Origin of the sequence: Dactylosporangium sp. McL0621 (assembly GCF_049995355.1) — a bacterium.
Classification (GTDB): domain Bacteria; phylum Actinomycetota; class Actinomycetes; order Mycobacteriales; family Micromonosporaceae; genus Dactylosporangium.
The window spans coordinates 9,545,201-9,570,423 of record NZ_CP188259.1 but is presented as its reverse complement, the minus strand read 5'-3'; the positions used below and the strand labels follow the sequence as shown (position 1 = coordinate 9,570,423).

Sequence of the window (25,223 nt, the reverse complement as noted above, 5' to 3'; positions counted from 1 at the left end):
GCATGGCGTTTTCCGCCCGTCCGGCCTCGGCGTCTTCCTACGCCCTGGGCGAGGGCCCCGTCTGGGACGAGGCCCGATCCCGGCTGCTCTGGGTCGACATCCTGGCCAACACCGTGCACGAGGGCTCGCTCGCCGCGGGCCTGGTCACGCCGGCGCGCTCGTGGGCCTTCGCCGACACCGTCGGCGCCGTGGCCGTGGCCGCCGACGGGTCGCTGCTGGTCGCCGAGCGGCACACGCTGACCGCCGTCGCGCTCGACGGCACCCGCTCGACTGTCGCGCGCGTCCTGCCCGCCGGCCGCGAGAGCCGCCTCAACGACGGCGCCGTGGACCCCGCGGGCCGGTTCCTGGTCGGCAGCCTGGCCCAGGACGACCGCCGCGGCGAGGAGGTCCTGGTCCGCCTCGACGACGCGGGCGTGACGGTGCTCGACGACGACCTCGACCTGTCCAACGGCCTGGCCTGGAGCCCGTCGGGCGAGCTGTTCTACAGCATCGACACGCTGCCCGGGGTCGTGCACGTGCGCGAGTACGACGTGGCGACCGGCGCCGTGGGGGAGCGCCGCGACCTGCTCACCATCGCCGACGGCCACCCCGACGGCATGTGCGTGGACGCGGACGGCAACCTGTGGATCGCCGTCTGGGGCGGCGCCCGGGTCGAGTGCCGCTCGCCGTCCGGCGCCCTGCTGGACGTGATCCTCGTCCCGGCCCCGAACACGTCGTGCGTGGCCTTCGCCGGCGACGTCCTGGTCATCACCACCGCGGCCCGGGGCGTGCCACGGGAACAGCGGGCCGCCCACCCCGACTCGGGCCGCCTGTTCACGGCCGCCGTGGGCGCACGGGGCCTGCCGACGACGTACTGGACGCCCCCGGCGTGCGCGCCCTCGTCCTGACCGGCCCGTCCCGGGCCGCGGTGCAGGAGGTCCCCGACCCGGTGCCCGGCCTGGGCGAGGTGCTGGTCGAGGTGGAGCGCGCCGGGATCTGCGGCACGGACGTGGAGCTGTTCACCGGCGGCCTGAGCTACCTGCAGACCGGCGTCACGGCGTACCCGGTGCGCCCCGGCCACGAGTGGTGCGGCACGGTGACCGCGGCCGGCCCCGGCACCGACCCGTCCTGGCTGGGCCGCCGCGTCACCGGCGACACGATGATCGGCTGCGGCCGGTGCCCGCGCTGCCGGGCCGGCCGCCACCACGTGTGCGCCGACCGCGACGAGGTGGGCATCCGCGGCGCGATCGCCGGCGCCCTGGCCGAGCGCCTGGTCGTCCCGGCGCGCACCCTGCACGCCCTCCCGCCGTCGCTCGACGCCGAGCTGGGCGCCCTGGTGGAGCCGGGCGGCAACGCGCTGCGGGCCGTGCTCGCCGCGAACGTGTCCGCGGGCGAACGCCTGCTGATCCTGGGCACGGGCACCATCGGCCTGCTGGCGGCGCTGTTCGCGCGCTCGCGGGGCGCCGAGGTCCACCTGCTGGGCCGCGACCCGGAGCAGCTGGCCCTGGCCCGCTCCCTCGGCTTCCCCGGCGGCCTCCGGGCGGAGCTGCCGCCGCTGCCGTGGGACGCGGTGCTCGACGCCACGAACGACCCCGCGGCCCCGGCTCTGGCCCTGGACCTGGTCGAGCCGGGGCGGCGGATCGTGTACATCGGGCTGTCGGGCGTGCCGAGCACCGTCGACACCCGGGAGCTCGCGCTCAAGGACGTAACCGCGGTGGGCATCCTGGGCGCCTCGGCGGGCCTGCCGGGCGCGGTCGCCGCCTACGCCGACGGCTCGGTCGGCCCGCACCCACTAATCGGCGCGACGATCGGCCTGGAGGAGGTGGCGGCGGCCCTGGCCGGCCGGCGCCCGTCGGCGGCCGGCCCGGGCCCGAAGCTCCTGGTCGACCCGGGCCGCTGACCGGGTCGGCCGGAACGCACCGGCCGGACGGCCCGGTCCGGCTGATGATCGGACGCAGGCGACGGCCGCGTGTCGATGCGCCGGGCGGAACACCTCGGCCGTTCGGTGAATACGGCCGGTCGGCGACGCTGGGTGACACTGTGGCCACGGCTTTGAAGGGTGGCTGGAGTGGGTCTGGTCTTCGTCCACGGCATCGGCAACCGCGGTGGCCCGGCGTACGACAGGACGGTGGCGCTGCGCGACGCGCTGTTCCGGCGCTACCTCGTGGCGCGGGCCGTGCCGGAGCTCGACGGGGCTGAGATCCTCAGTCCGATGTGGGGCGATCTCGGCGCGCACCTGGCGTGGGGCCACGCCGCACTGCCGGCCGACCGGTCCCGGGAGCGGCTCGGCGGGGCCGGGTCGGCCGCGGCGGATCTGCTCGCCCTGGCCGATACGGACGGTTCGGGGACGCCGCTGGTCCGGGCCGCCCGGCACGATCCGCGGGATGCGATAGATCTGTTGTACAGCGTGGCCGACCTGCGCGGCCGGGACGCGGGCGAGATCCAGGAGCTGGCCGACCTCGCCGTCGCCTTCACCGACTGGTTCGACCGGCAGCCGGACACGGCCGGGCCCGACCTGGGGCACTGCACCGACGACCTCGAGCTGCTCGAGCTGCTCTGCCGGCAGGTCGCGCCGGTCGAGACCCCGGCCGCGGGCGCCGAGAGGCTCGGCTCGCGCCGCCGCCTGCACACCGCCGCCCGAGCGGTGCTCACCGCCGCGGTGAACGGCTACCGCCGGCGCACGATCGGCGGCCCGGCCCGCAGCGCGGCCGGGATGCTGCGCCGGCTCGCCGGGCGGCCGGTGTCCCTCCTGATCGGCGACGTGATGGCATACCTCGCCGGCCGCGGCGACCGGGCCGCCCCGGGACCCATCGTCTCCGTGGTCGCGCGGGCCTTCGAGGAGGCCGGCCGCGAAGGGCCGCTCGTGATCGTGGCGCACAGCATGGGCGGCAACATCGCCTACGACATTCTCAGCCACTTCCGGCCCGACCTCGAGGTCGACACGTTCATCACCGTGGGCTCGCAGGTCGGGCTGTTCGAGGAGCTGAAGCTGTTCGAGGCCAGCGACCCGGGCCTGCCGGCGGAGAAGGTCCCGCGGGTGCCCGCGCGGCCGAACATCGGCCGCTGGCTCAACGTCGTCGACCGCGCCGACGTGCTGGCCTACGTGGCCGAGCCGATCTTCGAGGGGGTCAGCGACTACGAGTACCCGTCCGACGCCCTGTGGGCGCACGGCGCGTATTTCCGCCAGCCCAGCTTCCACGATCGGCTCGCAGCCCGGGTGCGGCACGTCCGGAAGCCGCAGGTATGACGGCGATCGTCGGTGACGCCGGACCGGGACCGCGGTTGCACGCCTTCGTGGTCGGCGTCGGAACGTATCCGCACTGCGACGACCCGCCGCGGGACGGCCCGGCGAGCCGGCTGCTCGGCGACATCGGCTCGCTGACCAGCCCGCCCCGCTCCGCGACGGCGGTCGCCGAGTGGCTGCTGTCCACGCCGCGCGGCGACGGCGATCCGCCGCTCGGGTCGGTCGAGGTGCTGATCTCGGCGGCCGCCGATGCGCAGGTCCGGGGCGCCGACGGCGCCTGTACCGCGGCCGGCCCGGCCACGTTCGACGAGTTCAAGGCCGCCTTCCGCCGCTGGCTCGACCGATGCGACACCGACCCGGGCAACATCGCGCTGTTCTACTTCTGCGGCCACGGCTGGGACCGCGACGGTCAGCTCCTGCTGCTGCACGACGTCGGCGCGGACCCCGGCGCGGTCCTCGAGAACTGCGTCGAGCTCAGCGAGATCCGCCGGGTGATGCAGCACTGCCGGGCCCGCACCCAGGTGTACCTGATCGACGCCTGCCGCGAGATGCCCGACGGCTTCGCGGAGCTCGACACCCGCACCCGGCCGCTGATGGATCGGCCCACCCGGGTGCCGTTGCCGCTGCTGCCGCTGGACGCCCCCGTGTACTTCTCGACCGCGCAACACTTCGCGGTCGAGGTCGAGCACGGGATGGTCACGCCGTTCACGTCCGCGGTGCTGCGCACGCTGGACGGCCTCGGGGCCCACAACGAGGCCGGGCGATGGACCGTCGCCACCGATCGGTTCGGCGCCCATCTGCGTGGCGTGATCACCTGGGACAGCCCCGAGGCCGGCCGGTCGGCCGGGCTCGCGGTGAGCGGCGAGCAGAGCGGGGCCAGCGTCCTGCGCACGCTCGACGGGCCGCCCCGAGTGCCGTTCCGGCTCACCTGCAGCCCGAGCGACGCGCTCGCGGCCGCCGCCGTGACGCTCGTACAGCTTTGGGGCGCTCCCGCGTTGCCCGTTGCCGTGGTGTGCGACGGCCGGGGCGAGGCGGTCGCGGGCGTCTACCAGTTGCACCTGGGGTTCCCGGCCGGCGTGTTCCGCGAGGAGTCGGTCTGCGAGGCGGTGCTGCCGCCCAACAAGACCTGGTACACCAGGGTTCTGCCGGCATGACCCGGCCCGCCGAGCAGCCGGTGCTGGTCCTGGGGCGGGCCGTCGCGGCCGAGCGGGGCGGGGTCATCGGCGTCTTCGAGATCCTCGACCTGCAGCTGCGCACGGTCACCGTGGGCGTGCTGTGCCACGGCGAGGAGGCGTCGGCCGGGACGCTCGCCGTGGGCCGGTACTTCGCTCGCGCAAGTCTCGCATCCGGCCGCCAATGCTCGAGGCAGTTCGATGTCGCGGCCGGGACCGCGCCCGTCGTGGTGGTGCTCGAGGACCCCGGCGACGGTGCAGCGGCCGCGCCGAACGGCTCCGGATGGGCTGCGGGCTGGCTGTTCGACGTGGCGTCCGGCCGGTTCGCGCCGGCGCCGCCGGAGAGTCTCCGGACGGCAGGTACGACGATGACCCTGTCCGGCGCCGCGGCGACGGGTAACGCGCTGATCCAGTGGGCGGTGGACGGGCAGGCGGCGCTGTTCTCGGCCGCGCCCGCCGGATGGCCGGTCCGCTTCGGCAGCGACGCGCCGGCCGTCACCGTCGAGCCGGGGTCGAGCACGGCCGCCGCCCTGATGGCGTTTCTCCATGCCGGCAACGTGCCGGCGGCGCGCACGCTGGCCGCCGACGTGCTGGCCGGCGCCGGGCCGTCCGACCCGGCCACCGCGGTCGCCGTCGGATACTGCCTGCTGCGCTACGGCGATCCGCGCCTCGGCGCGTGGGCGCGTGACCTTGCCCGCAGCCAGCCCGAAAGCTTCGACGCGCGGCTGATCCACGCCTGCGCCCTCATGCGCGACGCCGACGGCTGGCGGGACGCGCGGTCCCACCTGCTGGCCGCGACCCGCTACGGCCTGCCTCTCTACACCCCGGGACTCCGCCTGCTCGACGACGGCCTCCGCCTGCTCGGCGAGGACGATGAGCTGACGGCGGCCCGCCGGCGCTTCGTTCCCTACCTGCGATCCTGTCTGGATCGGGCCTTGACCACATTTTGGGGCGCCGACCCGGCGACACCGACGCCCAGGCCCGGCGTCGTGGCCGCTCCGGCGCATGCCCGGCTCATGCGGCTGGACCGGCTGCGCCCGGTCCTGCGGCCGCCGGCCCTGACCCTGGTCGAGCCGTCGGCCGTCCGGCCGGCGAGCCCGGCGGCCGGTCTGCTGCGCGGCGTATGCCCGACCTGCTATTTCCCTGGCAACGAACCTTCGGCGGCGAGCTGCGCGCAATGCGGTACGACGCTGACGCTGACGCAGGCCGGATACCCTGGACCGCTCGTCGCGCGACGGGCGGAAGCGCCACCGGCCGGCCCCGGCCAGTATCGCCATCTGGGGTACCCGCCGTTGCCGCCCGTCGCAAGAGCGCCCTATCCGGGGGCTCCGCCGGTGCCCAAGCCGTTCCGGCTTACGCCCATCCCGGCGGCGGAGCCCGTCGTGTCGCTCCGGCGGCGCCCGCGCGTGCTGTGGCAGATCATGGGCGCTGTTGTCGCTCTCCTCGTTGTCGGTACCGTCGTCGCAGTCGTGGAATTGACCGGGGGGAATCCGCAGGGACCGCCCATCGCGGGCGTCACCACGGTGACGCCGACCCGCGGATCGGCCGCGGACCCCAGGACACAGGCGGCGGCGGTCGATGCGCTGCTCGATGCGGGCATCAGCAGTCGTACGAAGCTCAACGCCGCGATCGACCTGGTGAACAACTGCACGCTGCTCGAGCGGGCGATCGGGGACATGCAGACCGTCGGCAGCGAGCGGCAGTCCCAGATCGACAGCGTCAGCCGGTTCGACCTGTCGGCCATCCCCGAGGGCGAGCAGGTGCGCTCGATGCTCAAGGAAGCGCTCGGCTACTCGCTCGCCGCCGACCGCAGCTTCGTGTCGTGGGGGCAGGCTCGGCAGTCCAGCGAGTGCGGCGGCGGGCAGGCCGACTACGAGGAGGCGCAGCGGCAGACCCTGAACAGCGGCGCGGCCAAGACCCGGTTCGTGGACGTGTGGAACCCGGTCGCGAGCCGCTACGGGCTGCGCACGCGATCATCGAACGACATCTGACCTCAGTCCGACTCGATGACCTCCAGGAAGGCCAGGGCCAGGGCCGTGTGGCCCTCCAGGCCGGGGTGGACGCGGTCCGGGGCCCACGCCGACGGGGCCCGGTGCTCCAGCAGCCGGTCGAACATGGCCTGGGTGTCCACCAGCAGCGCGCCGAAGTCGGCGGCCACCCGGCGGGCCACGTCCGCGTACGAGTCGCTCCGGGCCCGCTGCGCGTCGGTGCGGTCGGGCTCGATGAAGTACGGGGTGCCGACGATGACGGGGCAGTCCACCTCGGTCAGCAGGGCCCGCAGGGTCGACTCGTACTCGTCGATCGGCACGGCCTCGTCGGGGCGGTCGCCGAACGCGCGCCAGACGTCGTTGATGCCGATCATGATCGAGAGCCAGTCCGGGCGCTCGGCCACGGCGTCGCGGTCCCAGCGGGCTCGCAGGTGGCGCACCGTGTCGCCCGAGACGCCGCGGTTCAGCCAGGTCAGGTCCGTGGCCGGGTGGCGGGCGGTGACCAGGGCGCGGAGCAGGTTCACGTAGCCGTCGCCGTACGGGGCCAGCGGGCCGGTCCGGCCGCAGTCGGTGATGCTGTCGCCGATGAAGAGGACCCGCTGGCCGTCCTTGAAGATCATGCGTTGTATTGTCCCGCAGCCCACGGCAGCGGGTCGCCCGCGTACTTGGCCGCTCGCACGTCGCCCGAGCGGGCGTGGCCCTCGAAGAGCTCGACCCGTGCGGCGCGGCCGCAGAGGCGGCCGAGCTCGACGCTCGACTCCCGGGAGGTGACCTCCTGGTACGTGACGGTCTTGAGGTACTTGCCGACCCACAGGCCGCCGGTGTACCGCGCCGCGCCGCGCGTCGGCAGGGTGTGGTTGGTGCCGATGACCTTGTCGCCGTAGGACACGCACGTGGCCTCGCCGAGGAAGAGGGCGCCGTAGTCGTGCATGAGGGCCAGGGCGCGGCGCGGCTCCGCGGTGAGGACCTGCACGTGCTCGGCCGCGAAGCCGTCGGCCACCGCGAAGGCCTCGTCGGTCGTGTCGGTCACGATGATCTGGCCGTGGTCGCGCCAGGCGGGGCCGGCGTAGTCGTTCGTCGGCAGGTCCGGCAGGAGCGCCTCGACGTGGGCGAGGGCCGCGCGGGCGACCCGCTCCGAGGAGCAGACCAGGATCGCGGGGGAGTCGGGGCCGTGCTCGGCCTGGCTGAGCAGGTCGACGGCGACGATGAACGGGTCGGCGGTGTCGTCGGCGACGATGAGGATCTCGGTCGGGCCGGCGAACAGGTCGATGCCGACGCGGCCGAAGAGCCGGCGCTTGGCCTCGGCCACGTAGGCGTTGCCCGGGCCGGCCAGCAGGTCGACCTTGGCGATGGACGAGGTGCCCAGGGCCAGGGCGGCGACCGCCTGCACGCCGCCGAGCAGGTAGATCTCGTCGGCGCCAGCCAGGTGCATCGCGGCGACCGTCGCCGCCGGGACCTCGCCGCGGATCGGCGGGGTGCACGCGGCCACCCGGGGCACGCCCGCGACCTTGGCCGTCACGACCGTCATGTGCGCGGAGGCGACGAGCGGGTAGCGGCCGCCGGGGACGTACGCGCCCGCCGCGGACACCGGGATGGAGCGCTGCCCGAGGTACACCCCGGGCAGTGTCTCGACCTCGAAGTCGTGCAGCGACTCGAGCTGGCGCCGGGCGAAGTCGCCGACGTTGCGCTGGACGGTGCGGATGTCGTCGATCACCTGCCGGTCCACGCCGGCCACGATGCGCTCGATCTGCTCGGGCTCGAGCCGGAAGCTCGGCGGCGACCAGTTGTCGAACTTCTCGGAGTACTCGCGGACGGCCTCGTCGCCGCGCGCCTCCACGTCGGCGATCACCGTGGCGACGACCTCGGCGACGTCGGGCCCTTTCCCGGCGGAACCGGCGGGGGTCTTCACGAAGAGCGGCATCATCCCTCCAGGAGCGGCCGCAGCGAGGCGAGCACCTCGCGGGCCGCCTCCAGGGTCAGGTCGATCTCCGCGGCGGTGTGGGAACCGCTCACGTGGTTGCGCTTGAGGGCCATCGGCAGCATGAGGAAGCCGCGCTCGGTCATGCCGCGGTGGAAGGCGACGTACGCGGCGTCGTTGTTGCGCATGAGGTCGCGGTAGCCGAGCACGGGCGCCTTGGCGAAGTACACCGCGAACACCCCGCCGAAGCCCGCCACCGTGGCCTCGATGCCGAGCTCGGTGACGATCGCGGTGAGGCCGTCGCGCATCCGGGCGCCGAGCTCGTGGGTGCGGGTGTAGAAGTCCGGGTGCTCGCTCAGGTAGCCGATGGTGGCCAGGGCCGCGGCGCAGGCGGCGGGGTTGCCGTTGAAGGTGCCGGCCATGAGCACGTCGCCGGTGCGGCCGTTGAAGTGCTCCATGAGGTCCCGGCGGCCGGCGACGCCGCCGATCGGGAAGCCGTTGGCCATGCCCTTGCCGAACGTGGTCAGGTCCGGCGTGACCCCGACGACCTGCTGGTAGCCCCCGAGCGCGTGCCGGAAGCCGGTGATGACCTCGTCGAAGATGAGCAGGGCGCCGCGGTCGCGGGTCAGCGTGCGCAGCCCCTCGACGAACTCCTGCGTGGGCAGCAGCGCGCCGACGTTGTGCGGGATCGGCTCGAGGATTATCGCGGCGATGCGGCCGGGGTGGGCGTCGAAGAGCGCGGCGACGGAGTCGAGGTCGTTGAACTCGGCGATGAGGGTGGCGTCGATGGCCTGGGCCAGGATGCCGCGGGAGAGCGGGTCGCGGCCGTAGGCCTTGTCCGGCGCCGAGATGACGTTGCGGGCGACGGAGTCGGTCCAGCCGTGGAAGCCGCCCTGGAACTTGATGATGAGGTCGCGGTCGGTGACCGCGCGGGCCAGCCGGATCGACTGGGCGGTGGCCTCCGAGCCGCTCATGGTGGCGATCATCGACTCGGCGGACGGGATGATGTCCACGATCCGCTCCGCGAGCTCGACCTCGCCCTCGGTGACGCCGAGGCCGACGAGGTCGATGCCGCCGAGCGCGGCCCGGACGGCGTCGTTGACGACGGGGTGGTTGTGGCCTAGGAGGATCGCGCCGAAGGCGGCGTGGTAGTCGAGGTAGCGGCGGCCGTCGGCGTCGGTGACGTAGGCGCCGTCGGCGGCGGCGAAGGCGTACGGCTCACCGATGTAACGCGTCGACGAGTTCACGCCGCCGGGGATGACTCGGTCGGCCCGCTCCGCGATTGCCTGACCGCGCGGGGCCTCCCGCCGTTGTGCAGAGGGCATGCCGGGGACGCTAGAGCACGTCGCGACAACATGGCAAGACGTTCCATGTTTGGAAAGTGGACCTTGACAGTCTTCCGGCGCGACATGAAACTACGTTCCAAACGTCGTGAAGAACGTCGTGAAGTACGTCGTGAAGAACGTCGTGAAGAACGTCGTCGGACATCGCAGTGGAGGAGGGCCGGGTGGCAACGGACGAGATCGGCATCCTGCTGGTCGGCGCCGGGTTCATCGCCGACGCGCACAGTGCCGCCGTGGCCGTCACGCCGGGGGCGCGCATCGCCGGGATCGTCGACGTCGACCCGGGCCGCGCCGCCGCGTTCGCGCGCTCGCAGGGCGGCATCCCGCACGAGAGCGACCTGGCCGCCGCGCTGGCCTGGCCGGACGTCGACGCGGCGATCGTGTGCACGCCCAACTTCACGCACGCCGCGATCGGCGCCGCGGTCGCCGGCGCCGGCAAACATCTGCTCATCGAGAAGCCCCTGACCACCACGGTGGCCGACGCGCGGGCCCTGCAGGCCGCGTTTTCCGGAAAAGGCCTGGTCCTGGCGGCGGCGCACACGCACCGCGCCTACGACTACGGCCGCGCGGTCAAGGCGGCCGTGGCCGGGATCGGCGAGCCGTTCCTGGTCCGGCTGGCCATCCTCGGCGGCTGGATCTGGCCCGACTGGAGCGCCTGGGTCGCCGATCCGGCCAAGTCCGGCGGGCACGCCCTGCACAACGGCGTGCACCTGCTCGACCTGGCCACCTGGTGGCTCGACGCCCGGCCGGTCGCCGTGAGCGCCCGGGGCCACAAGCAGACCGCCGCGGAGCTGGGCATCTACGACTACCTGGAGATGGTGGTGGACTACGCGAACGGGGCGACCGCGGTGTGCGAGATGAGCCGGGCGCACCGGCCGGGCTCGTTCAACCAGCGGGAGCTGTTCGTCGCGGGCTCGGGGGGCGCCGTCCGGCAGGACTGGGACGGCGATGCCGCGGTGCTCTACGCCGAGAACGGCCCGGCCCTCGTGCCCGCGGCCGGCGGCAACGGCTTCGCGCTGCAGCTGCGGGCCTGGCTGGACAGCATCGGGGGCGCGCCGCCACTGATGCCCGTGGACGACGCGGTGCTCGCGGTCGCCATGGGCGTCGCCGCGGAGCGGTCGATCCAGACCGGCGAGCGCGTGACGCTGGACGAGGTCGTTGCTGAGGAGGCGGTCCTGTGATCCGCGTGCGGCTGCTCGGCGAGGCCGGGATGGGAACCCAGAACCACCAGCGCGACATGTACCGCCCCGCCTTCGACCGGCACCCCGCGTTCACGATCGTCGACGACGAGGACGCGGAGGTCGTGTCGGTGGCGCTGCCGTTGCCGGAGCGGGCCGGGGCCATCGAGCGCGAGATCCGGGCCGGTCGCCACGTGCTGGCCGACAAGCCCCTGGCCGCCACCGCCGCCGAGTGCGAGCGGCTGGCCGAGCTGGCCGACGAGCACGGCGTCGTGGTCGTCCCGGCGCATCATCAGCGGCTCGGCGGCGCCCTGCGCTCGGCCAAGGCCGCGGTCCGGGCCGGGCGGGTCGGGCTGCCGTGGAACGTCCAGTGCGACTTCATCGTGGCCGGCGGCGACCCGGCGCCGTTCGGGGAACTGCTCAACCTCGGGCTGTACCCGATCGACGTCGTCTGCGACCTGCTCGGCCTGGCGGTCGAGAAGGTCCGCGCGACCGGCGGCCCGTTCACCACCCTCCAGCTCGACCACGAGCGCGGGGTGACCAGCACGATCGTCGTCGGCCGCGGGCCGCAGGTGCACGGGGTCGCACCCGCGGGCCTGCTGCTGCACCGGTACCGCATCAGCGGCTCCCACGGCGTGCTCGTCGTGGACGCCCTGCGCCCGGCGCTGCAGGTGCACACCGCCGGCTCGGCCGGCCCGGCGTGGATCGGCCCCGGCACCGTCGACACGCTGCTCGACGTGCTCGCCGCCGGCGTGCGCACGGGCCGCGCCGAGCTCGGCCCCCGCGACGCGGTCCGCGCGCAGCGGGTGGTCGAGGCCGCCCAGCAGTCCATCACCGAGGGTCGGGGAGTGAAGCTCGATGCGGTTCGTCAGCTATCTGCGTGACGGGAAGGTCCGCCACGGCCGCCTGGAGGACGACGAGACGATCGCCGAGCTCGGCGACGGCGACCTGCAGGCGCTGGTCGAGCGCGGACTCCCGAACCACGGCGGTCCACAAAGGACCGTCCCGCTCGGCGCCGTGGAGCTCCGGGCCCCCTTGCAGCGGCCCGGGAAGCTGCTCGCCGCCGCGGCCAACTACCAGGACCACGTGACCGAGACCGGCGGCGACCCGCTCGACAAGACCCGCCTCTCGCCGCGGCTGTTCCTCAAGCCCCCCACGTCGATCGTCGGGCCCGGCGCGGTCATCCCGCTGCCCGAGGTGAGCCACGAGATCGACTGGGAGGCCGAGCTCGCCGTCGTCATCGGCCGGCCGGCCCGCAACGTCACGGCGGACGACGCGCTGGAGTACGTCGCCGGCTACATGGCCTCCAACGACGTGTCCGCGCGCAGCATGGACTACGGCTTCGAGCGCGACACCGACGACAAGGCCGTCTGGTTCTTCGACTGGCTCGCCGGCAAGTGGTGCGACGGCTTCGCGCCGCTCGGCCCCTGGCTGCTCAGCGCCGACGCGGCCGGCGACCCCCAGGCGATCCCGGTGCGCCTCGACGTCAACGGCGTCACCAAGCAGCACGGCTCGACCAAGGACATGATCTTCACGGTGGCCGAGCTGATCGCCCACGCGTCGCGGCTGATGACCCTGGAACCCGGTGACGTGATCCTCACCGGCACCCCCTCCGGCGTCGGGGCCGCGACCGGCGAATACCTCAGGGCCGGCGACGAGATGACCGTCGACCTCGGCCCGCTGGGAACCCTCCGCAACACGGTGGCCTGAGGCCGCGCCCAACCCTCGCAAGTGCCAACCCCCCGATACAAAGAGGTGCCCATGAAACGGGTGTTCCTTGCCGGTGCCGCCGCGGTGGCCCTACTCTCCGCCGCCGCCTGCACCGGCCCGAAATCGGACACGACGTCCACGCCGGGCAAGTCGTCGCTGAACGTGTACCTCTACCAGGAGCCCGCCGGCGTCTTCAGCCCGCTGGCCCCGCTCAACGGCGCCGACTCGCAGGTCATGTCCTTCGTCAACGAGGGCCTGCTCGCCGTCGACCCCGACTACAAGCTCCAGCCGCGCCTCGCCGAGAGCTACGACGTCTCGCCGGACGCGACGACCTTCACGTTCCACCTGCGCAAGGGTCTCAAGTGGAGCGACGGGCAGCCGTTCACCTCCAAGGACGTCCTCTTCACGTACACCCTGCTGGCGAACCCGAAGACCACGAGCGCCACCGCGGGCAGCTACGCCGCGGTCGCCGGCGTCGCCGACTTCACCTCCGGCAAGGCCCCGACGATCACCGGCTTCTCGGCGCCGGACGACAACACGTTCGTCATCAAGGCCGCCAAGCCCAACTTCGGCCTGCTCGCGGTCATCGGCTACCCGTGGATCCTGCCCGAGCACGTCCTCGGCAAGGACGCCCCGGACGCCGTGGCCAAGGACGAGTTCTTCCGCAAGCCGACGGTCGGCATGGGCCCGTACACGTTCGTGGAGTACAAGACGAACCAGTACGTCCACGTCACCGCGAACCCGAACTACCGCAACCCGGCGAAGATCAAGGACGTCTACCTCAAGCCGATGACGTCCGACGTCGCCACCGCCCAGCTGGGCAACGGCGGCATCGACATCGCCTCCTACTCGCCGACCGACGCGGCCACCGTGGCCGGCTTCGGCGGCGTCGCCACCCAGGAGAAGCCCGGCGCCGGGTTCGTGCGCATCGCGCTCAACCAGTCCAAGCCGTACTTCGCCGACGCCCGCGTCCGCCAGGCCTTCCTCTACGCGGTGGACCGCCAGCAGATCGTCAAGACGGTCCTCATGGGCAAGGCCGAGGTGCGGCTGTCCGACTTCGCCAAGGCCAACGAGCCGTCCGGCCTCAACGACTACGCCAAGAACGTCGAGAAGGCCAAGCAACTGCTCGCCGAGGCCGGCTGGGACACCAACCGCACCGTGAACCTGCAGTGGGTGCACGGCCAGCGCGACCGCGACGCCACCGCGACGATCGTGCAGAGCGAGCTCGCCGCGGTCGGCGTGAAGGTGAACCTGGTGAACATCCAGGCGGCCCAGATCGCCGGCACCTACAAGGACAAGTCGTACGACATGACGCTGTACGGCGGCGGCAACTACGCGGTGGACTCCTCGGCGATCAACGTGATCACCGCGTGCGCGCAGCAGTACCCGGCCGGCGGCAACATCAACTTCTTCTGCGACAACAAGCTCGACCAGCTGATGACGCAGGCCAACCAGACCGTGGACGCGGCGCAGCGCAAGACCCTCTACGACCAGGCGGCGACCGAGGCGAACGCCCAGGCCGACCTCATGTGGCTGTACAACCCCTATGGTCTGTGGGGCGTGAGCAAGAAGGTCCAGGGCTTCCGGGCCCCCGGCTCGCAGGACGCGAACTTCTGGGACCCGGCGAGCTGGAGCATCTCCGGCTGACGGACACGGCCGGGCGGGTGGGGCCCACCCACCCGCCCGGCCGCCTCACAGTGAAAGGAGTGTGAGCGTAATTTGGGGGCATACCTCGCCCGCCGCCTGCTGGTGAACGTGCTGGTCTTCTTCCTGATCACCGTCGCGATCTTCGGCCTGGTGCACAAGTCGCCCGGCGACCCGATCGCCATGCAGGTCCCGGCGGACCAGCTCAACTCCGGCAGCGCCGAGTTCATCGCGCAGAAGCGCCACGAGCTCGGCCTCGACCAGTCGGTGTTCGTGCAGTACTGGCACTGGCTGGTCAACGCCCTGCAGGGCGACCTGGGCTACTCGCTGCTCAACGGGCGCGCCGTCACCGACGTGCTGGGCGAGCGCATCGGCCCGACCGTCGAGCTGATGGGCGTCGCGCTCGTCATCTCGCTGCTGGTCGCCATCCCGCTCGGCATCGCCGCCGCCCGGCGGCGCAACTCGATCGTCGACTACTCCGCGACCGTGGTGAGCCTCGGCTCGGTGTCGATCCCGGTGTTCTTCGTCGCGCTGATCGCCATCTACTTCTTCACGCTGAAGCTGCAGTGGCTGCCGTCGTCGGGCATCTCCGACCCGACCGCGCCGAGCCTGCTGGACACGATCCGCCACCTCGTGCTGCCGGCGCTCATCCTGGGCTTCGGCAACTCGGGGCCCTTCATGCGGTACGTCCGCAGCTCCATGATCACCGAGCTGCAGGCCGACTACGTGCGAACCGCGGAGGCCAAGGGCGCGCCCCCGCGCCGGGTCGTCCTGCGCCACGCCTTCCGCAACTCGCTCATCCCGCTGCTGACCGTCATCGCCTCCAGCGTGCCGCAGCTGCTGGCCGGCGCGGTCGTCATCGAGCAGGTCTTCGCCTGGCCGGGCATGGGCCAGCTCGCGGTGAGCTCGGTCAACCAGCACGACTACTCGGTCATCATCGGCTTCGCGCTGCTGATCGCGATCCTGGTGCTGCTGTCCAACCTGCTCGCCGATGTCCTGTACACGCTCGTCGACCCCCGGGTGAGGCTGCGATGACGATCCAGGTGGCGGACGAGGCCGCCGACATCGGTGGCGGCGACGCGATCCCGCGCCGGGGCGCGTTCCGGCGCTTCCGCCGGCACCCGATCGCCCTCGCGAGCCTTGTCTTCCTGTTCCTCGTGGTGCTCGCGGCCGTCTTCGCCCGGCCGCTGTCCGGCCACGACCCCAACCAGATCGACCTGCTCGCCGCGCGGGCCGCGCCGTCGGGCGGGCACTGGCTCGGCACCGACTCGACCGGCCGCGACGTGTTCAGCCGGCTGCTCTTCGCCGGGCGGGTCTCCCTCGGCGTCGGCATCTCCTCGGCCGCCCTCGCCGTGGTCATCGGCACGGTCCTGGGCGGCATCGCCGGGCTGCTCGGCGGCTGGGTCGACGGGCTCATCATGCGCATCGCCGACGTGTTCATGTCGTTCCCGTCGCTTGTCGTCATCGTGGTCATCGCCGGCGTCCTCGGCCCGAGCGTGGTCACCATGGTGATCGCGATCGGGCTGTTCCAGTGGCCGGTCTGCGGCCGGATCGTGCGCGGCGTGACGCTGTCGCTGCGCGAGCAGGAGTTCGTGCTCGCCTCCCGGGCCACCGGCGCCGGCCCGGTGTGGCTGCTGCGCCGGCACATCATCCCGGCCGCGCTGCCCCCGGTCAGCGTGGCCGCGACCCTCGCCGTGGCCCAGGCGATCGCGCTCGAGGCGACGCTGTCCTTCCTCGGCCTGGGCGTGCAGCCGCCCGCGGCGAGCTGGGGCAACATGCTCACCGACGCGCAGAGCCTCACCGTCATCCGCAGCGAGCCGTGGCTGTGGCTCTCCCCGGGCGTCGCGGTCGCGCTGACCGTGCTCGCCGTGAACTTCATCGGCGACGGGCTGCGCGACGCCGTGGATCCGAGGCAGTCATGACGGCCCTGTTGCAGATCCGCAACCTCAGCGTCGACTTCCACACCGACGACGCCGTCGTGCACGCCGTGGACGGCGTCGACCTCGAGGTGCACGAGGGCGAGATCGTCGCCGTCGTCGGCGAGTCCGGCTCCGGCAAGACCGTCACCGCGATGTCGGTGCTGCGCCTGCTGCGCGAGCCGCCGGCGCGGGTGAGCGCGGACATGCTCGCGTTCCGCGGCCAGGACCTGCGTGGGCTGCCGGCGCGGGCGCTGCGGGCGATCCGCGGCGGCCCGGTCGGCATGATCTTCCAGGACCCGATGACCGCGCTCAACCCGGTGCTGAGCATCGGCGAGCAGATCGCCGAGACCGTGCTGCTGCACCAGGACCGGCGGGACCGCAAGGCGGCCCGGGCCCGCGCGGTGGAGCTGCTCGCGCTCGTCGGCGTCCCCGACGCGGCCCATCGCGCGAAGCAGTACCCGCACGAGTTCTCCGGCGGCATGCGCCAGCGCGCGATGATCGCGATGGCCATCGCCAACGCCCCGGACCTCATCATCGCCGACGAGCCGACCACCGCCCTGGACGTCACCATCCAGGCCCAGGTGCTCCAGCTGCTGCAGAAGGCCCAGCGGGAGACCGGCGCCGCGACCATCCTCATCACCCACGACCTCGGCATCGTGGCCGAGCTCGCGGACCGGGTGGTCGTCATGTACGCCGGGCGGGTCGTCGAGACCGCCGACGTGCTCTCCCTGTTCGAGAAGCCGCGCCATCCGTACACCCTCGGCCTGCTGGCGAGCCTCCCGCGCATGGACGCCGAGTCGGACCGCCTCGACCCGATCCCGGGCAACCCGCCGAACATGGCCGCGCCGCCCAGCGGCTGCCCGTTCCACCCGCGCTGCCCGCTGGCCCAGGACGTGTGCCGGACCGACCGGCCGCCGCTGCTGGAGATCGGCGCGGGCCGCCGCAGCGCCTGCCACTTCCACGAGGAGCTCGCATGACCGAGGCGCTGTTGAAGGTCGAGGGGCTCGCCAAGCACTTCCCGATCCGCCGCGGGGTGCTGCGCCGGCAGGTGGGCGCGGTGCGGGCCGTGGACGGGGTCGACCTGGAGCTCGCCGCGGGGGAGACGCTGTCGCTGGTCGGCGAGTCGGGCTGCGGCAAGTCGACCACCGGCCGGCTGCTGGTGCGCCTGCTGGAGCCGACCGCGGGCCGGATCCTGTTCGAGGGGGCCGACCTGGCCCGGCTGCCCCAGTCGCAGCTGCGGGCCAGGCGGCGCGACATCCAGATCATGTTCCAGGACCCGTACGCCTCGCTGTCGCCCCGCATGACCGTGCACGAGATCGTGGCCGAGCCGCTGCGGGTGCAGGGCCGCTACGGCGACGGCGGCGCCGACCGGGTCGCCGAGCTGCTCCGCCTCGTCGGGCTGCGCCCCGAGCACGCCCGCCGCTACGCCCACGAGTTCTCCGGCGGCCAGCGCCAGCGCGTCGGCCTGGCCCGGGCCCTGGCGCTCAACCCGAAGCTGCTCGTGCTCGACGAGCCGGTCAGCGCGCTCGACGTCTCGGTGCAGGCGCAGGTGATCAACCAGCTGCGGGACCTGCAGGACCGGCTGGGGCTCGCGTACCTGTTCATCTCCCACAACCTCTCCGTCGTCAAGCACATCTCGCACCGGGTCGCGGTGATGTACCTCGGCGGCATCGTGGAGACGGGCACCCGGGCGGACATCTTCACCCGCCCCACCCACCCGTACACGCAGGCACTGCTGTCCGCGATCCCGGTGCCCACGCCGGTGGGGCGGGACGAGCGGGAGCGCATCACGCTCACCGGTGACGTACCGAGCCCGGCCGACCCGCCGTCGGGTTGCCGATTTCGCACGCGATGCTGGAAGGCCCAGGATGTCTGTGCACAGGAGGCACCCACCCTGATCGATCGGATCGGGGCGGGCCACCCGAGCGCCTGCCACTTCCCCGAACTGCCCGCCACCCTGTAGCGCAACAGAGCCGCCGCCCGACCGATCAGCGCCCGCCGCTGTAAGGCGTGAAAGCATTGAGGAGGCCGTCATGGCCCGCACCATCCGCACCGCCCGCCCGGTGCCCGTCGACGACAGCAAGCCGGCGTCGGCGAACTACCACGCCAACGCCCTGGCCCGGGGCCTCGCGCTGCTGGAGATGCTCGCCGCCGAGTCCGAGCCGCTGACCGTCAACGACCTCAGCGAGAGCACCGCGCTGCCGAAGAGCACCCTCGTGCGGCTCCTGGCGGTGCTGGCGGAGATGGAGTACGTGGTCCGGGTCGACGAGCGGCCCTCGTACCGCCTCGGGCACAAGGTGCAGCGGCTGGCCAGCGCGTACGTCTCCTCGCTCGACCTGACCGTGGTGGCCGAGGCCTACCTGCGCCCGGTGGCGCTCGGCACCGGCCAGACCGCCAACCTCGGCGTGCTCGACGGCGACCAGGTGCTGCACATCTGCGTCGCCGAGCCGGACCGCCCGCTGCGGTTCACCACCGCGCTCGGCGCCCGCGACCACACGTACTGCACCGGCCTGGGCAAGATGCTGCTGTCGGAGCTGCCGGAGCCGGACCTCGCCGCGCTGCTGCCCGCCGCCGAGCCGTTCCCGGCCTTCGCCGAGAACACCGTCACCACCCACGCCGACCTGCGCCGCGACCTCAAGCGCACCGCCAAGCGCGGCTACGCCCTCGACGACAACGAGCGCAGCGCCGGCCTGCGGTGCGTCGCGGTCGGCGTGCGCATCGGCGGCGAGCTGCTCGCCGCGGTCAGCGTCTCCGGGCCGGCGGGGGAGTTCACGGCGCCGAAGCAGCAGGAGTACGTGGCCGCGCTGGACGAGGTCGCCAAGGCGATGTCCGACGACCCCGACTTCACCGCGGCCCTGCGCATCGTGCACCGCTCGCTGCGCCCCGCCGGGAAACGCTGATGCCCGCATTACTCGCCGACGTACGCGATGCACTCCACCTCGACGCGCACGTCGCCGCGGCCGAACGCCACGACGACCGTGGTGCGGGCGGGCGGGGCGGCGCCGAAGCGGCGGGCGTAGACCTCGTTGAACGGCGCGAACAGCGTCGCGTTGGACAGGAACGCGCCGACCTTGACGATCTGGTCGGCCCGGGCCCCGGCCGCGGCGAGCACCGCCTCGACGTTGTCCAGGGTCTGGTTCACCTCGGCCTCGAAGTCGCCGAGGTAGATGGAGCCGTCGGCGGTCGTGGCAACCTGGCCGGAGACGAAGACGAAGCCGCCCGCCTTCGTGGCGTGTGACAGCGGAACCGTGACGGGGGCGAAGGAGCCGGGATGAAAGCGTTCGATCATGCGGACATGGAATCACATTCCACGTTGCTGCTCCAGGGTGGGACGGTGCTCGACGGCACCGGTTCGCCCGGGATCGCCGCCGACGTCCTGATCCGCGACGGCGCGGTCGTGGCCGTCGAGGCGGGCATCGAGACCGGCGCGCCGGCGTTCGACGCCACCGGGCGGATCGTCTGCCCGGGCTTCGTGGACCTGCACACCCATTCGGACCTGACGCTGCTGTCCGGGCCCGAGGCGCGCAGCAAGGTACACCAGGGCGTCACGACCGAGGTCGTCGGCAACTGCGGGCTCGGGGTGGCCCCGCTGCCGCCCGGCGCCGACATCGAGGGCATCCGGGCGGCGGTGAGCTACCTCGACCTCGACCCGGCGATCGCCTGGGACTGGCGGGACCTGCCCGGGTACCTCGCCGCCGTGGCGGCCGCCCGCCCGTCGGTAAACGTGGCCGCGCTCGTCGGGCACGTGCCGCTGCACGCCGCCGTCTGCGGCTTCGACGACCGGCCGGCCGGGCCGGCCGAGCTCGACCGCATGTGCGGGCTGCTCGCCGACGCGCTCGGCGCGGGCGCCCTGGGGCTGTCGACCGGCCTGGTGTACCCGCCGCTGACCTACGCCCGCGAGGAGGAGCTCATCGCCCTCGCCCGGGTCGTCGCCGGGGCCGGCGCGGTCTTCACCTGGCATGTGCGCAGCTACGACGACGGGCTGCTGGACTCCGTCGCGCAGGCGGTGCGGGTCGCCCGGACCACCGGCGCCCGCACCCAGATCTCGCACCTGGCCGCCGTCGGCCGCCGCAACTGGGGCGCGGTCCGCGGCGCCCTCGACCTCGTCGACGCGGCCAACGCCGACGGGTGCGAGATCGGCGTCGACATCTACCCGTACGTCCACGGCAACGCGCCCCTGTCCCAGCTGCTGCCCGCCTGGGCGCTCGAGGGCGGGGCCGCCGCCTGGGCACCCCGGCTGCGCGACCCCGGGGTGCGCGCCCGGATCCGGGCCGCCTGGGTCGACCGGCCCACCGGCTGGGACGAGCTGACCATCAGCTGGACCAGCCGCGGCGACGCGGACCCGGCCCTCGGGCGCACCCTGGCCGACCTCGGCGGCGCCGACGCGGCCCTCGACCTGCTCGCCGACCTCGGCGCGGGCGCCATGATGACGGCCGGCGGGCGCAGCGAGGACGACCTGCGCACGGTCCTGGCCCACCCCGCGGCGGTGGTCGCGTCCGACGGGCTGGCCCTGGACCCGGGCGGCATCACCGGCGCCGGGGTCCCGCACCCGCGCAGCTACGGGTGTTTTCCGCGGTACCTCAGCCGCTACGCCGAGAATCTCCCCGACGCGGTGCGCCGCTGCACCTCCGAGCCGGCCCGCCGCATCGGCCTGCCCCACCTCGGCGTGCTGCGCCCCGGCGCCCCCGCCGACGTCGTCGTCTTCGACCCGCGCACCGTCGCCGACACCGCCACCTTCACCGCGCCGCACCAGCTGGCCACCGGCATCGACCTGGTGCTCGTCGGCGGCGTGCCGACCGTCGAGCGCGGCACGCACACCGGCCGGCGGGCGGGACGGGTCCTGCACCGCACGAGAGGAACCACCGGATGATCGACGTCCACACCCACTGCCACCTGTCCGAGCACTGGGGCTGCGAGTGGCACCGCAACTGGCAGCCCGTCTACGGCCACGATTACGCCGACCGCACCCCGGAGCAGTACGACGAGGCGATGGCCGCGGCCGGCGTCGACCTCGCGTTCGTCTTCGGCATGCGCGCCACCCGCGCCGGGGTGCTCACCCCGAACGAGTTCGTCGAGGACTTCTGCGCCCGGACGAGTACGAACACGCTCGGCTTCATGGCGCTGGACCTGTCCGACCCGGACGTCATGGACCAGCTCGCCGACGGCATCGCGCGCGGGCTGCGCGGCGTGAAGCTGTACCCGGTGCTGGCCCACTTCGACGCCCGCGACGAGGCCCACGACCCGTTCTTCCGCGCCGCCACCGAGGCCGGGCTCATCGTGCTGTGGCACATGGGCACCACGCCCAGCCCCGAGGGGCGCCTGGAGCTGTCGAACCCGCTGCTCGTGGACGACGTCGCCCGCCGGCACCCCGATCTCAAGCAGATCATCGCGCACCTCGGCCACCCGTGGCAGCGCGAGACGATCGTGGTGCTGCGCAAGAACCGCAACGTGTTCGGCGACGTCTCGGCCTCGTGGGCGCGCCCGCTGGACGGGTTCATGGCGCTCGTGCGGGCGCAGGAGTGGGGCGTGGTACCGAAGCTGCTCTTCGGCTCCGACTATCCGATGTGGACCCCGGCCGAGGCCAAGGACGGCCTGCACGGCCTCGCCCGGATGCGGCCGGGCGGCCTGCCGGCCATCGAGCCGGCGACCGTCGAGTGGCTCATCGACGGCGACCCGCGCGAGGCCCTGGGGCTGACCCGATGACGCTGATCCCGGAGCTGCCGACGCCGTCGCTGCTCGTCGACCTCGACCGCCTGGAGCGCAACATCGCCCGGATGGCGGGCACGTTCGCCGCGGCCGGGGTCGGGCTGCGCCCGCACGCGAAGACGTCCAAATGCCTGGAGGTGGTACGCCGCCAGCTCGGCGCGGGCGCGCTGGGCATGACCTGCTCGACCCCGGCCGAGGTGGCCTGGCTGCAGGCCGCGGGCCTTCGCGACCTGCTGTGGGCGCACGCCCCGGTCGGCCCGCCCAAGGTCGCCTTCGTCATCGACGCGGTCCGCACGGGCGGCCTGACCGTGGCGCTGGACTCGCTCGAGGCCGCCGCGCCGCTGTCGGCCGCCGCGCACGCGGCCGGGGTGACGGTCCCGTTCGTGCTGGAGGTGAACACCGGCCACGCCCGGCTCGGCGTCGACCCGGAGCACGTCCCGGCGACCGCGGCCGCGCTGGCCGCGCTGCCCGGCCTGCGGCTGCGCGGGCTGCTCACCCACGAGGGCCACCTGGCCACGATGCCCGACCGCCCGTCCCTGGAGGCCGCCGGGCGCAGCGCGGGCGCCCTGCTGGCCCGGCTGGCCGACGGCCTGCGCGCCGGCGGCCACGACATCGACGTCGTCTCGGTCGGCTCCACACCGGGCGCCACGTCGGCCCCGTTCGCGGCGGGCGTGACCGAGGGCCGGCCCGGCACCTACGTGTACTACGACGCCAACCAGATCCGCCTCGGCTCCTGCACCATCGACGACTGCGCGCTGTCGGTCCTGGCCCGGGTCGTGTCGGTCCAGCGGGCGGGCCGCCCGATCATCGACGCGGGCATCAAGGCGATGAGCTCGGACACCATCGCGGCCGCGGGCTCGGTGGGCCGGCTCCTGGACTCCGACGTCCGGTTCGTGGACGCCAACGAGGAGCACGGCTTCCTCCTCGACCCGGCCGCCTCCCTCACCGTCGGCGACCTGGTGCGGATCGTCCCGAACCACGCCTGCGGCACCACGAACATGTGGAGCCACCTGTACGCCGTCCGCGGCGACGAGGTGGTCGAGCGCTGGGAGATCTCCGCGCGCTATTGACGCCTCATCCGAACACTCCCCAGTCGACCACGCCGGCCAGGCCTTCGGCATCGGGACTGCGCAACAGCGCGCGCAGCTGCGTACGGCACTCGCGGAAGGGCGCGGCGTTGAGGTCGAGCGCGTGGAGCGCCTCGTCCCACAGCCGGTCGTCCCCGGCCGCGTCCGCGAGCCAGCACAGGCCGTGCCGGCCGTTGACCACGGCGACGAGCCGTGAGCGCAGGGCGGGCCACCGGACCATGATTTCGGCCAGCACGCCGAGCTGGGCCGCGACCGGCTCGCCGGGCCCCACCCGGAGGTAGAACTGCCAGGTGGCCAGCAGCTTTCCGGCCTGGCGCCGCGACACTCCGGCCCGCGCCGCCCGGACGCGCAGTCGTTCCCCGGCGACGTCCGCGCTCACGGCGGGCATCGGGGGCGCCGCGGGACGCGCCGGGCGGGCCGGCGGTGCCTCCGGTACCGGGATCGACAGGAGCGCCATACGGTCGACGGCCGACCAGCCGGCGCCCCGGTCCTCGGACCGGTCGTCGTACGCGGCCGCGAGCAGCTCGGGGTCGTAGCTCACCACGATGCGCAGGGCCGCCCGATGCTCGTCGCGGGCGAACCGCAGCAGCTCCCAGAGGCGCTGCCGCACCGGCGGCGTCCACCGGTGCATCGCCTCGACCAGGATGACGACCTGGGCGCCGCCGCCGATTACCCGCTCCAGGACCTTCAGGGCCCCCCTGTCGTCGGCGACGCGGTCGACCGAGATGCCGCCCAGCGTGACCGGGCCGATCGCGATGGGCCGCGCGGTGACGGCGGCCGGACCGTCGAGCAGTTCCGCCGGGAGATGGCGCCGGACGGGCCGCCGCCGGTGGTAGGCGATGCTCAGACCGGTGAGACCGAGCGCGGTGCCGGTCAGGCCGAGGACCACCGGGGCCGGGTGGAGCGTGGCCAGGGACGCCAGGGCGACGACCAGGCCCATCCGCGCCGACCGCCGGCGGGTGCCGCGCACCAGTTGCCGGTGGACCACGCCGGCGGTGTAGTCCCGGCAGTTCGCGGCCAGCCAGAACCGTTCGTGGCCGTGGCCGGTGCCGTCGAGCACGTGGTTTGTCGCGTCCGTCAGCGCGTCGGCCAGGGCCTCGCCGAGGCGGCTCGGGTCGAGGTGCGACGGCGACAGGCAGGCCACGACGCGCCGGCCGGCGAGGGGGCCGGGCTCCGCCGGTCGTCGGCCGGAGTCGTCCGTGAGCACGCGCATCGCCGCGGCCACGGTCAGCCGGGCCGGCGGGCGATCGGGCGCGGACCGGGCGTCGTCGCCGCGAAGTGACGCGGCGAGGTCTCGCAGCAGCAGTCCGGCGGCGGCGTCGTCGGTGCTCTCGATGGCGACGGCGGCCGGCGCGGTGCGGGCGTCGCCGGCCTCCGGGGCGCCCAGTACCACGCCGAACGGCCGCACCAGCCGGTTGCCCGGAACGGGCGGGGCGACCTCGGGTCCGGCCTCGCCCGCGGGCTCCGGTTCGGCCGGCGGGCTCGGGGGCCGGGGGCGGTCGGAGATGGCGGGTGCGGTCTCCGCCGGTTCCGGCGGCGCCTCCGGGGGAGGTGCGAGGATTTCCCGGCCGCCGCGCAAACGGGCGAGACCGTCGGTCCTCGCCGGCTTCTGCTCCGTCGCCGGCCGTCGCCGGTGACCCAGCAGGTGGTTCGGGCCGGCCACCTGGTGTCCGTCCGGATGCCGCAGCTGTGCGGCCCGGCGCCCGAGCAGGGTCCGCTCGGGCGCGATCGGCGGCTCGGGCGAAGTCGCCCGCTCGGCCGCATCGGGGCGGCGCCCGAGCAGATCGCCGGGCCGGCGCGGCTGCAGGGGAGGCCGCGGGCGTCGTGGCCGGGCCGCCCGTCGCTCCTTCCGGGCCGCCGCCTCCGCCGCGTTCCAGGCCGGGGTCTGCCGCAGCTCGGCGCTCAGTGTGGAGCACGCCTCCGCGAGAGCGAACACGGCTCCGGCCAGGTTGCCGTGTCGCGGGTGGCGGAGCCCGGCCGGTGGCGGGCCGTCCGGTAAGGCGCGTGCGACCATCTTCCGCGCGCGCCGGATCTCCTGCCCGGCGGCCTCCTGGGCGAGTTTGCGCTGGAAGGCGGTGTCCCGCTCCTGCCGCAGCACGTCCAGCCGGGCTTGGATCAGCGCGTGGTGCGTGCGACCGGCGGGGCCTTGCCACGCGGCCTCCAGCCCGGGCAGGCGCGCCTCGACGGCCTCCAGTCTGGTGGCGATGCTCGCATGCCAGTCGCCCCAGGCGGCGGCCCTTGCCTCGAACACCGCAGGATCGAGCGACATGACGGCGTGATACAGCGAGGACGTGTCGAGCCGGTGGACCCATCGGTTGTCCGCACCGCCTGGCC

Annotated in this window: 22 protein-coding genes; 17 read left to right on the top strand and 5 right to left on the bottom strand. The window is 73.8% G+C overall.

Going from position 1 to position 25,223, the window contains the following annotated elements:
* Positions 1-2 precede the first annotated feature (2 nt).
* The 5 genes from ACPPVO_RS45375 (at position 3) to ACPPVO_RS45355 (ending at position 6,386) form a co-directional block, all read left to right on the top strand.
* On the top strand, positions 3-887 hold the full coding sequence (locus ACPPVO_RS45375) for an SMP-30/gluconolactonase/LRE family protein (RefSeq protein WP_426504852.1): 885 nt from the start codon (positions 3-5) through the stop codon (positions 885-887).
* The gene (locus ACPPVO_RS45370) at positions 869-1,879 is read left to right on the top strand and encodes a zinc-dependent alcohol dehydrogenase (RefSeq protein WP_426504851.1); all 1,011 of its coding nucleotides are present in this window, start codon (positions 869-871) and stop codon (positions 1,877-1,879) included. The genes ACPPVO_RS45375 and ACPPVO_RS45370 overlap by 19 nt, the downstream gene beginning before the upstream one ends.
* A 168-nt stretch (positions 1,880-2,047) precedes the next feature.
* Positions 2,048-3,226, top strand: coding sequence for a hypothetical protein (locus tag ACPPVO_RS45365; protein WP_426504850.1), 1,179 nt, complete (start codon positions 2,048-2,050; stop codon positions 3,224-3,226).
* The gene (locus ACPPVO_RS45360) at positions 3,223-4,377 is read left to right on the top strand and encodes a caspase family protein (RefSeq protein WP_426504849.1); all 1,155 of its coding nucleotides are present in this window, start codon (positions 3,223-3,225) and stop codon (positions 4,375-4,377) included. Before ACPPVO_RS45365 ends, ACPPVO_RS45360 begins: the two co-directional genes overlap by 4 nt.
* A complete protein-coding gene (locus ACPPVO_RS45355) occupies positions 4,374-6,386 on the top strand; it encodes a hypothetical protein (protein ID WP_426504847.1) in 2,013 nt (670 codons plus the stop codon). Before ACPPVO_RS45360 ends, ACPPVO_RS45355 begins: the two co-directional genes overlap by 4 nt.
* A 2-nt stretch (positions 6,387-6,388) precedes the next feature.
* Here the strand turns inward: ACPPVO_RS45355 and ACPPVO_RS45350 are convergent, their stop codons facing one another.
* From ACPPVO_RS45350 to ACPPVO_RS45340, 3 genes are read right to left on the bottom strand one after another with little or no spacing between them, the layout of a single operon-like run.
* On the bottom strand, positions 6,389-7,003 hold the full coding sequence (locus tag ACPPVO_RS45350; protein WP_426504845.1) for an SGNH/GDSL hydrolase family protein: 615 nt from the start codon (positions 7,001-7,003) through the stop codon (positions 6,389-6,391).
* Positions 7,000-8,292, bottom strand: coding sequence for a histidinol dehydrogenase (hisD, locus tag ACPPVO_RS45345; RefSeq protein ID WP_426504843.1), 1,293 nt, complete (start codon positions 8,290-8,292; stop codon positions 7,000-7,002). The genes ACPPVO_RS45350 and hisD overlap by 4 nt, the downstream gene beginning before the upstream one ends.
* An 11-nt stretch (positions 8,293-8,303) precedes the next feature.
* On the bottom strand, positions 8,304-9,626 hold the full coding sequence (locus ACPPVO_RS45340) for an aspartate aminotransferase family protein (RefSeq protein WP_426504842.1): 1,323 nt from the start codon (positions 9,624-9,626) through the stop codon (positions 8,304-8,306).
* Between the two features lie 182 nt (positions 9,627-9,808).
* Between ACPPVO_RS45340 and ACPPVO_RS45335 the strand changes: the two genes are divergently transcribed.
* The 9 genes from ACPPVO_RS45335 (at position 9,809) to ACPPVO_RS45295 (ending at position 18,995) form a co-directional block, all read left to right on the top strand.
* Complete coding sequence (locus tag ACPPVO_RS45335; protein ID WP_426504840.1) at positions 9,809-10,825, top strand: Gfo/Idh/MocA family protein; 1,017 nt, start codon at positions 9,809-9,811, stop codon at positions 10,823-10,825.
* Positions 10,822-11,706 (top strand): Gfo/Idh/MocA family protein, encoded by an 885-nt coding sequence (locus tag ACPPVO_RS45330; RefSeq protein WP_426504838.1) that lies wholly within the window; start codon positions 10,822-10,824, stop codon positions 11,704-11,706. Before ACPPVO_RS45335 ends, ACPPVO_RS45330 begins: the two co-directional genes overlap by 4 nt.
* Positions 11,681-12,532: a fumarylacetoacetate hydrolase family protein gene (locus ACPPVO_RS45325; protein ID WP_426504837.1), complete on the top strand. Its 852-nt coding sequence runs from the start codon at positions 11,681-11,683 to the stop codon at positions 12,530-12,532. Before ACPPVO_RS45330 ends, ACPPVO_RS45325 begins: the two co-directional genes overlap by 26 nt.
* Before the next feature lie 51 nt (positions 12,533-12,583).
* Entirely contained in the window at positions 12,584-14,179 is a 1,596-nt protein-coding gene (locus tag ACPPVO_RS45320; RefSeq protein WP_426504835.1) for an ABC transporter substrate-binding protein, read from the top strand.
* Positions 14,180-14,251: 72 nt separating this feature from the next.
* The gene (locus ACPPVO_RS45315; protein WP_426504834.1) at positions 14,252-15,211 is read left to right on the top strand and encodes an ABC transporter permease; all 960 of its coding nucleotides are present in this window, start codon (positions 14,252-14,254) and stop codon (positions 15,209-15,211) included.
* The gene (gene opp4C, locus ACPPVO_RS45310; RefSeq protein WP_426504832.1) at positions 15,208-16,098 is read left to right on the top strand and encodes an oligopeptide ABC transporter permease; all 891 of its coding nucleotides are present in this window, start codon (positions 15,208-15,210) and stop codon (positions 16,096-16,098) included. The genes ACPPVO_RS45315 and opp4C overlap by 4 nt, the downstream gene beginning before the upstream one ends.
* A complete protein-coding gene (locus ACPPVO_RS45305) occupies positions 16,095-17,072 on the top strand; it encodes an ABC transporter ATP-binding protein (RefSeq protein ID WP_426504830.1) in 978 nt (325 codons plus the stop codon). Before opp4C ends, ACPPVO_RS45305 begins: the two co-directional genes overlap by 4 nt.
* The gene (locus ACPPVO_RS45300; RefSeq protein WP_426504829.1) at positions 17,069-18,058 is read left to right on the top strand and encodes an ABC transporter ATP-binding protein; all 990 of its coding nucleotides are present in this window, start codon (positions 17,069-17,071) and stop codon (positions 18,056-18,058) included. Before ACPPVO_RS45305 ends, ACPPVO_RS45300 begins: the two co-directional genes overlap by 4 nt.
* A gap of 70 nt (positions 18,059-18,128) precedes the next feature.
* Entirely contained in the window at positions 18,129-18,995 is an 867-nt protein-coding gene (locus ACPPVO_RS45295; protein WP_360380707.1) for an IclR family transcriptional regulator, read from the top strand.
* A gap of 8 nt (positions 18,996-19,003) precedes the next feature.
* Here ACPPVO_RS45295 and ACPPVO_RS45290 read toward each other — a convergent pair whose 3' ends face one another.
* Entirely contained in the window at positions 19,004-19,384 is a 381-nt protein-coding gene (locus ACPPVO_RS45290) for a RidA family protein (protein WP_360380709.1), read from the bottom strand.
* A gap of 6 nt (positions 19,385-19,390) precedes the next feature.
* On the opposite strand from ACPPVO_RS45290, the gene ACPPVO_RS45285 reads away from it, so the two are divergent.
* From ACPPVO_RS45285 to ACPPVO_RS45275, 3 genes are read left to right on the top strand one after another with little or no spacing between them, the layout of a single operon-like run.
* Positions 19,391-20,965: an N-acyl-D-amino-acid deacylase family protein gene (locus ACPPVO_RS45285; protein WP_426504828.1), complete on the top strand. Its 1,575-nt coding sequence runs from the start codon at positions 19,391-19,393 to the stop codon at positions 20,963-20,965.
* Positions 20,962-21,798 carry an amidohydrolase family protein gene (locus tag ACPPVO_RS45280; RefSeq protein ID WP_426504826.1) on the top strand — a complete coding sequence of 279 codons (837 nt, stop codon included), beginning with the start codon at positions 20,962-20,964 and terminating at the stop codon, positions 21,796-21,798. Before ACPPVO_RS45285 ends, ACPPVO_RS45280 begins: the two co-directional genes overlap by 4 nt.
* Positions 21,795-22,871: an alanine racemase gene (locus ACPPVO_RS45275; RefSeq protein WP_426504824.1), complete on the top strand. Its 1,077-nt coding sequence runs from the start codon at positions 21,795-21,797 to the stop codon at positions 22,869-22,871. Before ACPPVO_RS45280 ends, ACPPVO_RS45275 begins: the two co-directional genes overlap by 4 nt.
* A gap of 4 nt (positions 22,872-22,875) precedes the next feature.
* On the opposite strand, the gene ACPPVO_RS45270 is transcribed toward ACPPVO_RS45275, so the two are convergent.
* On the bottom strand, positions 22,876-25,158 hold the full coding sequence (locus ACPPVO_RS45270; protein ID WP_426504823.1) for a hypothetical protein: 2,283 nt from the start codon (positions 25,156-25,158) through the stop codon (positions 22,876-22,878).
* Between the last annotated feature and the right edge of the window lie 65 nt (positions 25,159-25,223).

Excerpts from the sequence above, each read along its gene's own strand:
- ACPPVO_RS45375 (WP_426504852.1), top strand. The coding sequence starts at position 3 with ATGGCGTTTTCCGCCCGTCCGGCCTCGGCGTCTTCCTACGCCCTGGGC.
- ACPPVO_RS45360 (WP_426504849.1), top strand. The coding sequence starts at position 3,223 with ATGACGGCGATCGTCGGTGACGCCGGACCGGGACCGCGGTTGCACGCC.
- ACPPVO_RS45355 (WP_426504847.1), top strand. The coding sequence starts at position 4,374 with ATGACCCGGCCCGCCGAGCAGCCGGTGCTGGTCCTGGGGCGGGCCGTC.
- ACPPVO_RS45350 (WP_426504845.1), bottom strand. The coding sequence starts at position 7,003 with ATGATCTTCAAGGACGGCCAGCGGGTCCTCTTCATCGGCGACAGCATC.
- ACPPVO_RS45340 (WP_426504842.1), bottom strand. The coding sequence starts at position 9,626 with ATGCCCTCTGCACAACGGCGGGAGGCCCCGCGCGGTCAGGCAATCGCG.
- ACPPVO_RS45325 (WP_426504837.1), top strand. The coding sequence starts at position 11,681 with ATGCGGTTCGTCAGCTATCTGCGTGACGGGAAGGTCCGCCACGGCCGC.
- ACPPVO_RS45320 (WP_426504835.1), top strand. The coding sequence starts at position 12,584 with ATGAAACGGGTGTTCCTTGCCGGTGCCGCCGCGGTGGCCCTACTCTCC.
- opp4C (WP_426504832.1), top strand. The coding sequence starts at position 15,208 with ATGACGATCCAGGTGGCGGACGAGGCCGCCGACATCGGTGGCGGCGAC.
- ACPPVO_RS45305 (WP_426504830.1), top strand. The coding sequence starts at position 16,095 with ATGACGGCCCTGTTGCAGATCCGCAACCTCAGCGTCGACTTCCACACC.
- ACPPVO_RS45300 (WP_426504829.1), top strand. The coding sequence starts at position 17,069 with ATGACCGAGGCGCTGTTGAAGGTCGAGGGGCTCGCCAAGCACTTCCCG.
- ACPPVO_RS45295 (WP_360380707.1), top strand. The coding sequence starts at position 18,129 with ATGGCCCGCACCATCCGCACCGCCCGCCCGGTGCCCGTCGACGACAGC.
- ACPPVO_RS45290 (WP_360380709.1), bottom strand. The coding sequence starts at position 19,384 with ATGATCGAACGCTTTCATCCCGGCTCCTTCGCCCCCGTCACGGTTCCG.
- ACPPVO_RS45285 (WP_426504828.1), top strand. The coding sequence starts at position 19,391 with ATGGAATCACATTCCACGTTGCTGCTCCAGGGTGGGACGGTGCTCGAC.
- ACPPVO_RS45280 (WP_426504826.1), top strand. The coding sequence starts at position 20,962 with ATGATCGACGTCCACACCCACTGCCACCTGTCCGAGCACTGGGGCTGC.
- ACPPVO_RS45275 (WP_426504824.1), top strand. The coding sequence starts at position 21,795 with ATGACGCTGATCCCGGAGCTGCCGACGCCGTCGCTGCTCGTCGACCTC.
- ACPPVO_RS45270 (WP_426504823.1), bottom strand. The coding sequence starts at position 25,158 with ATGTCGCTCGATCCTGCGGTGTTCGAGGCAAGGGCCGCCGCCTGGGGC.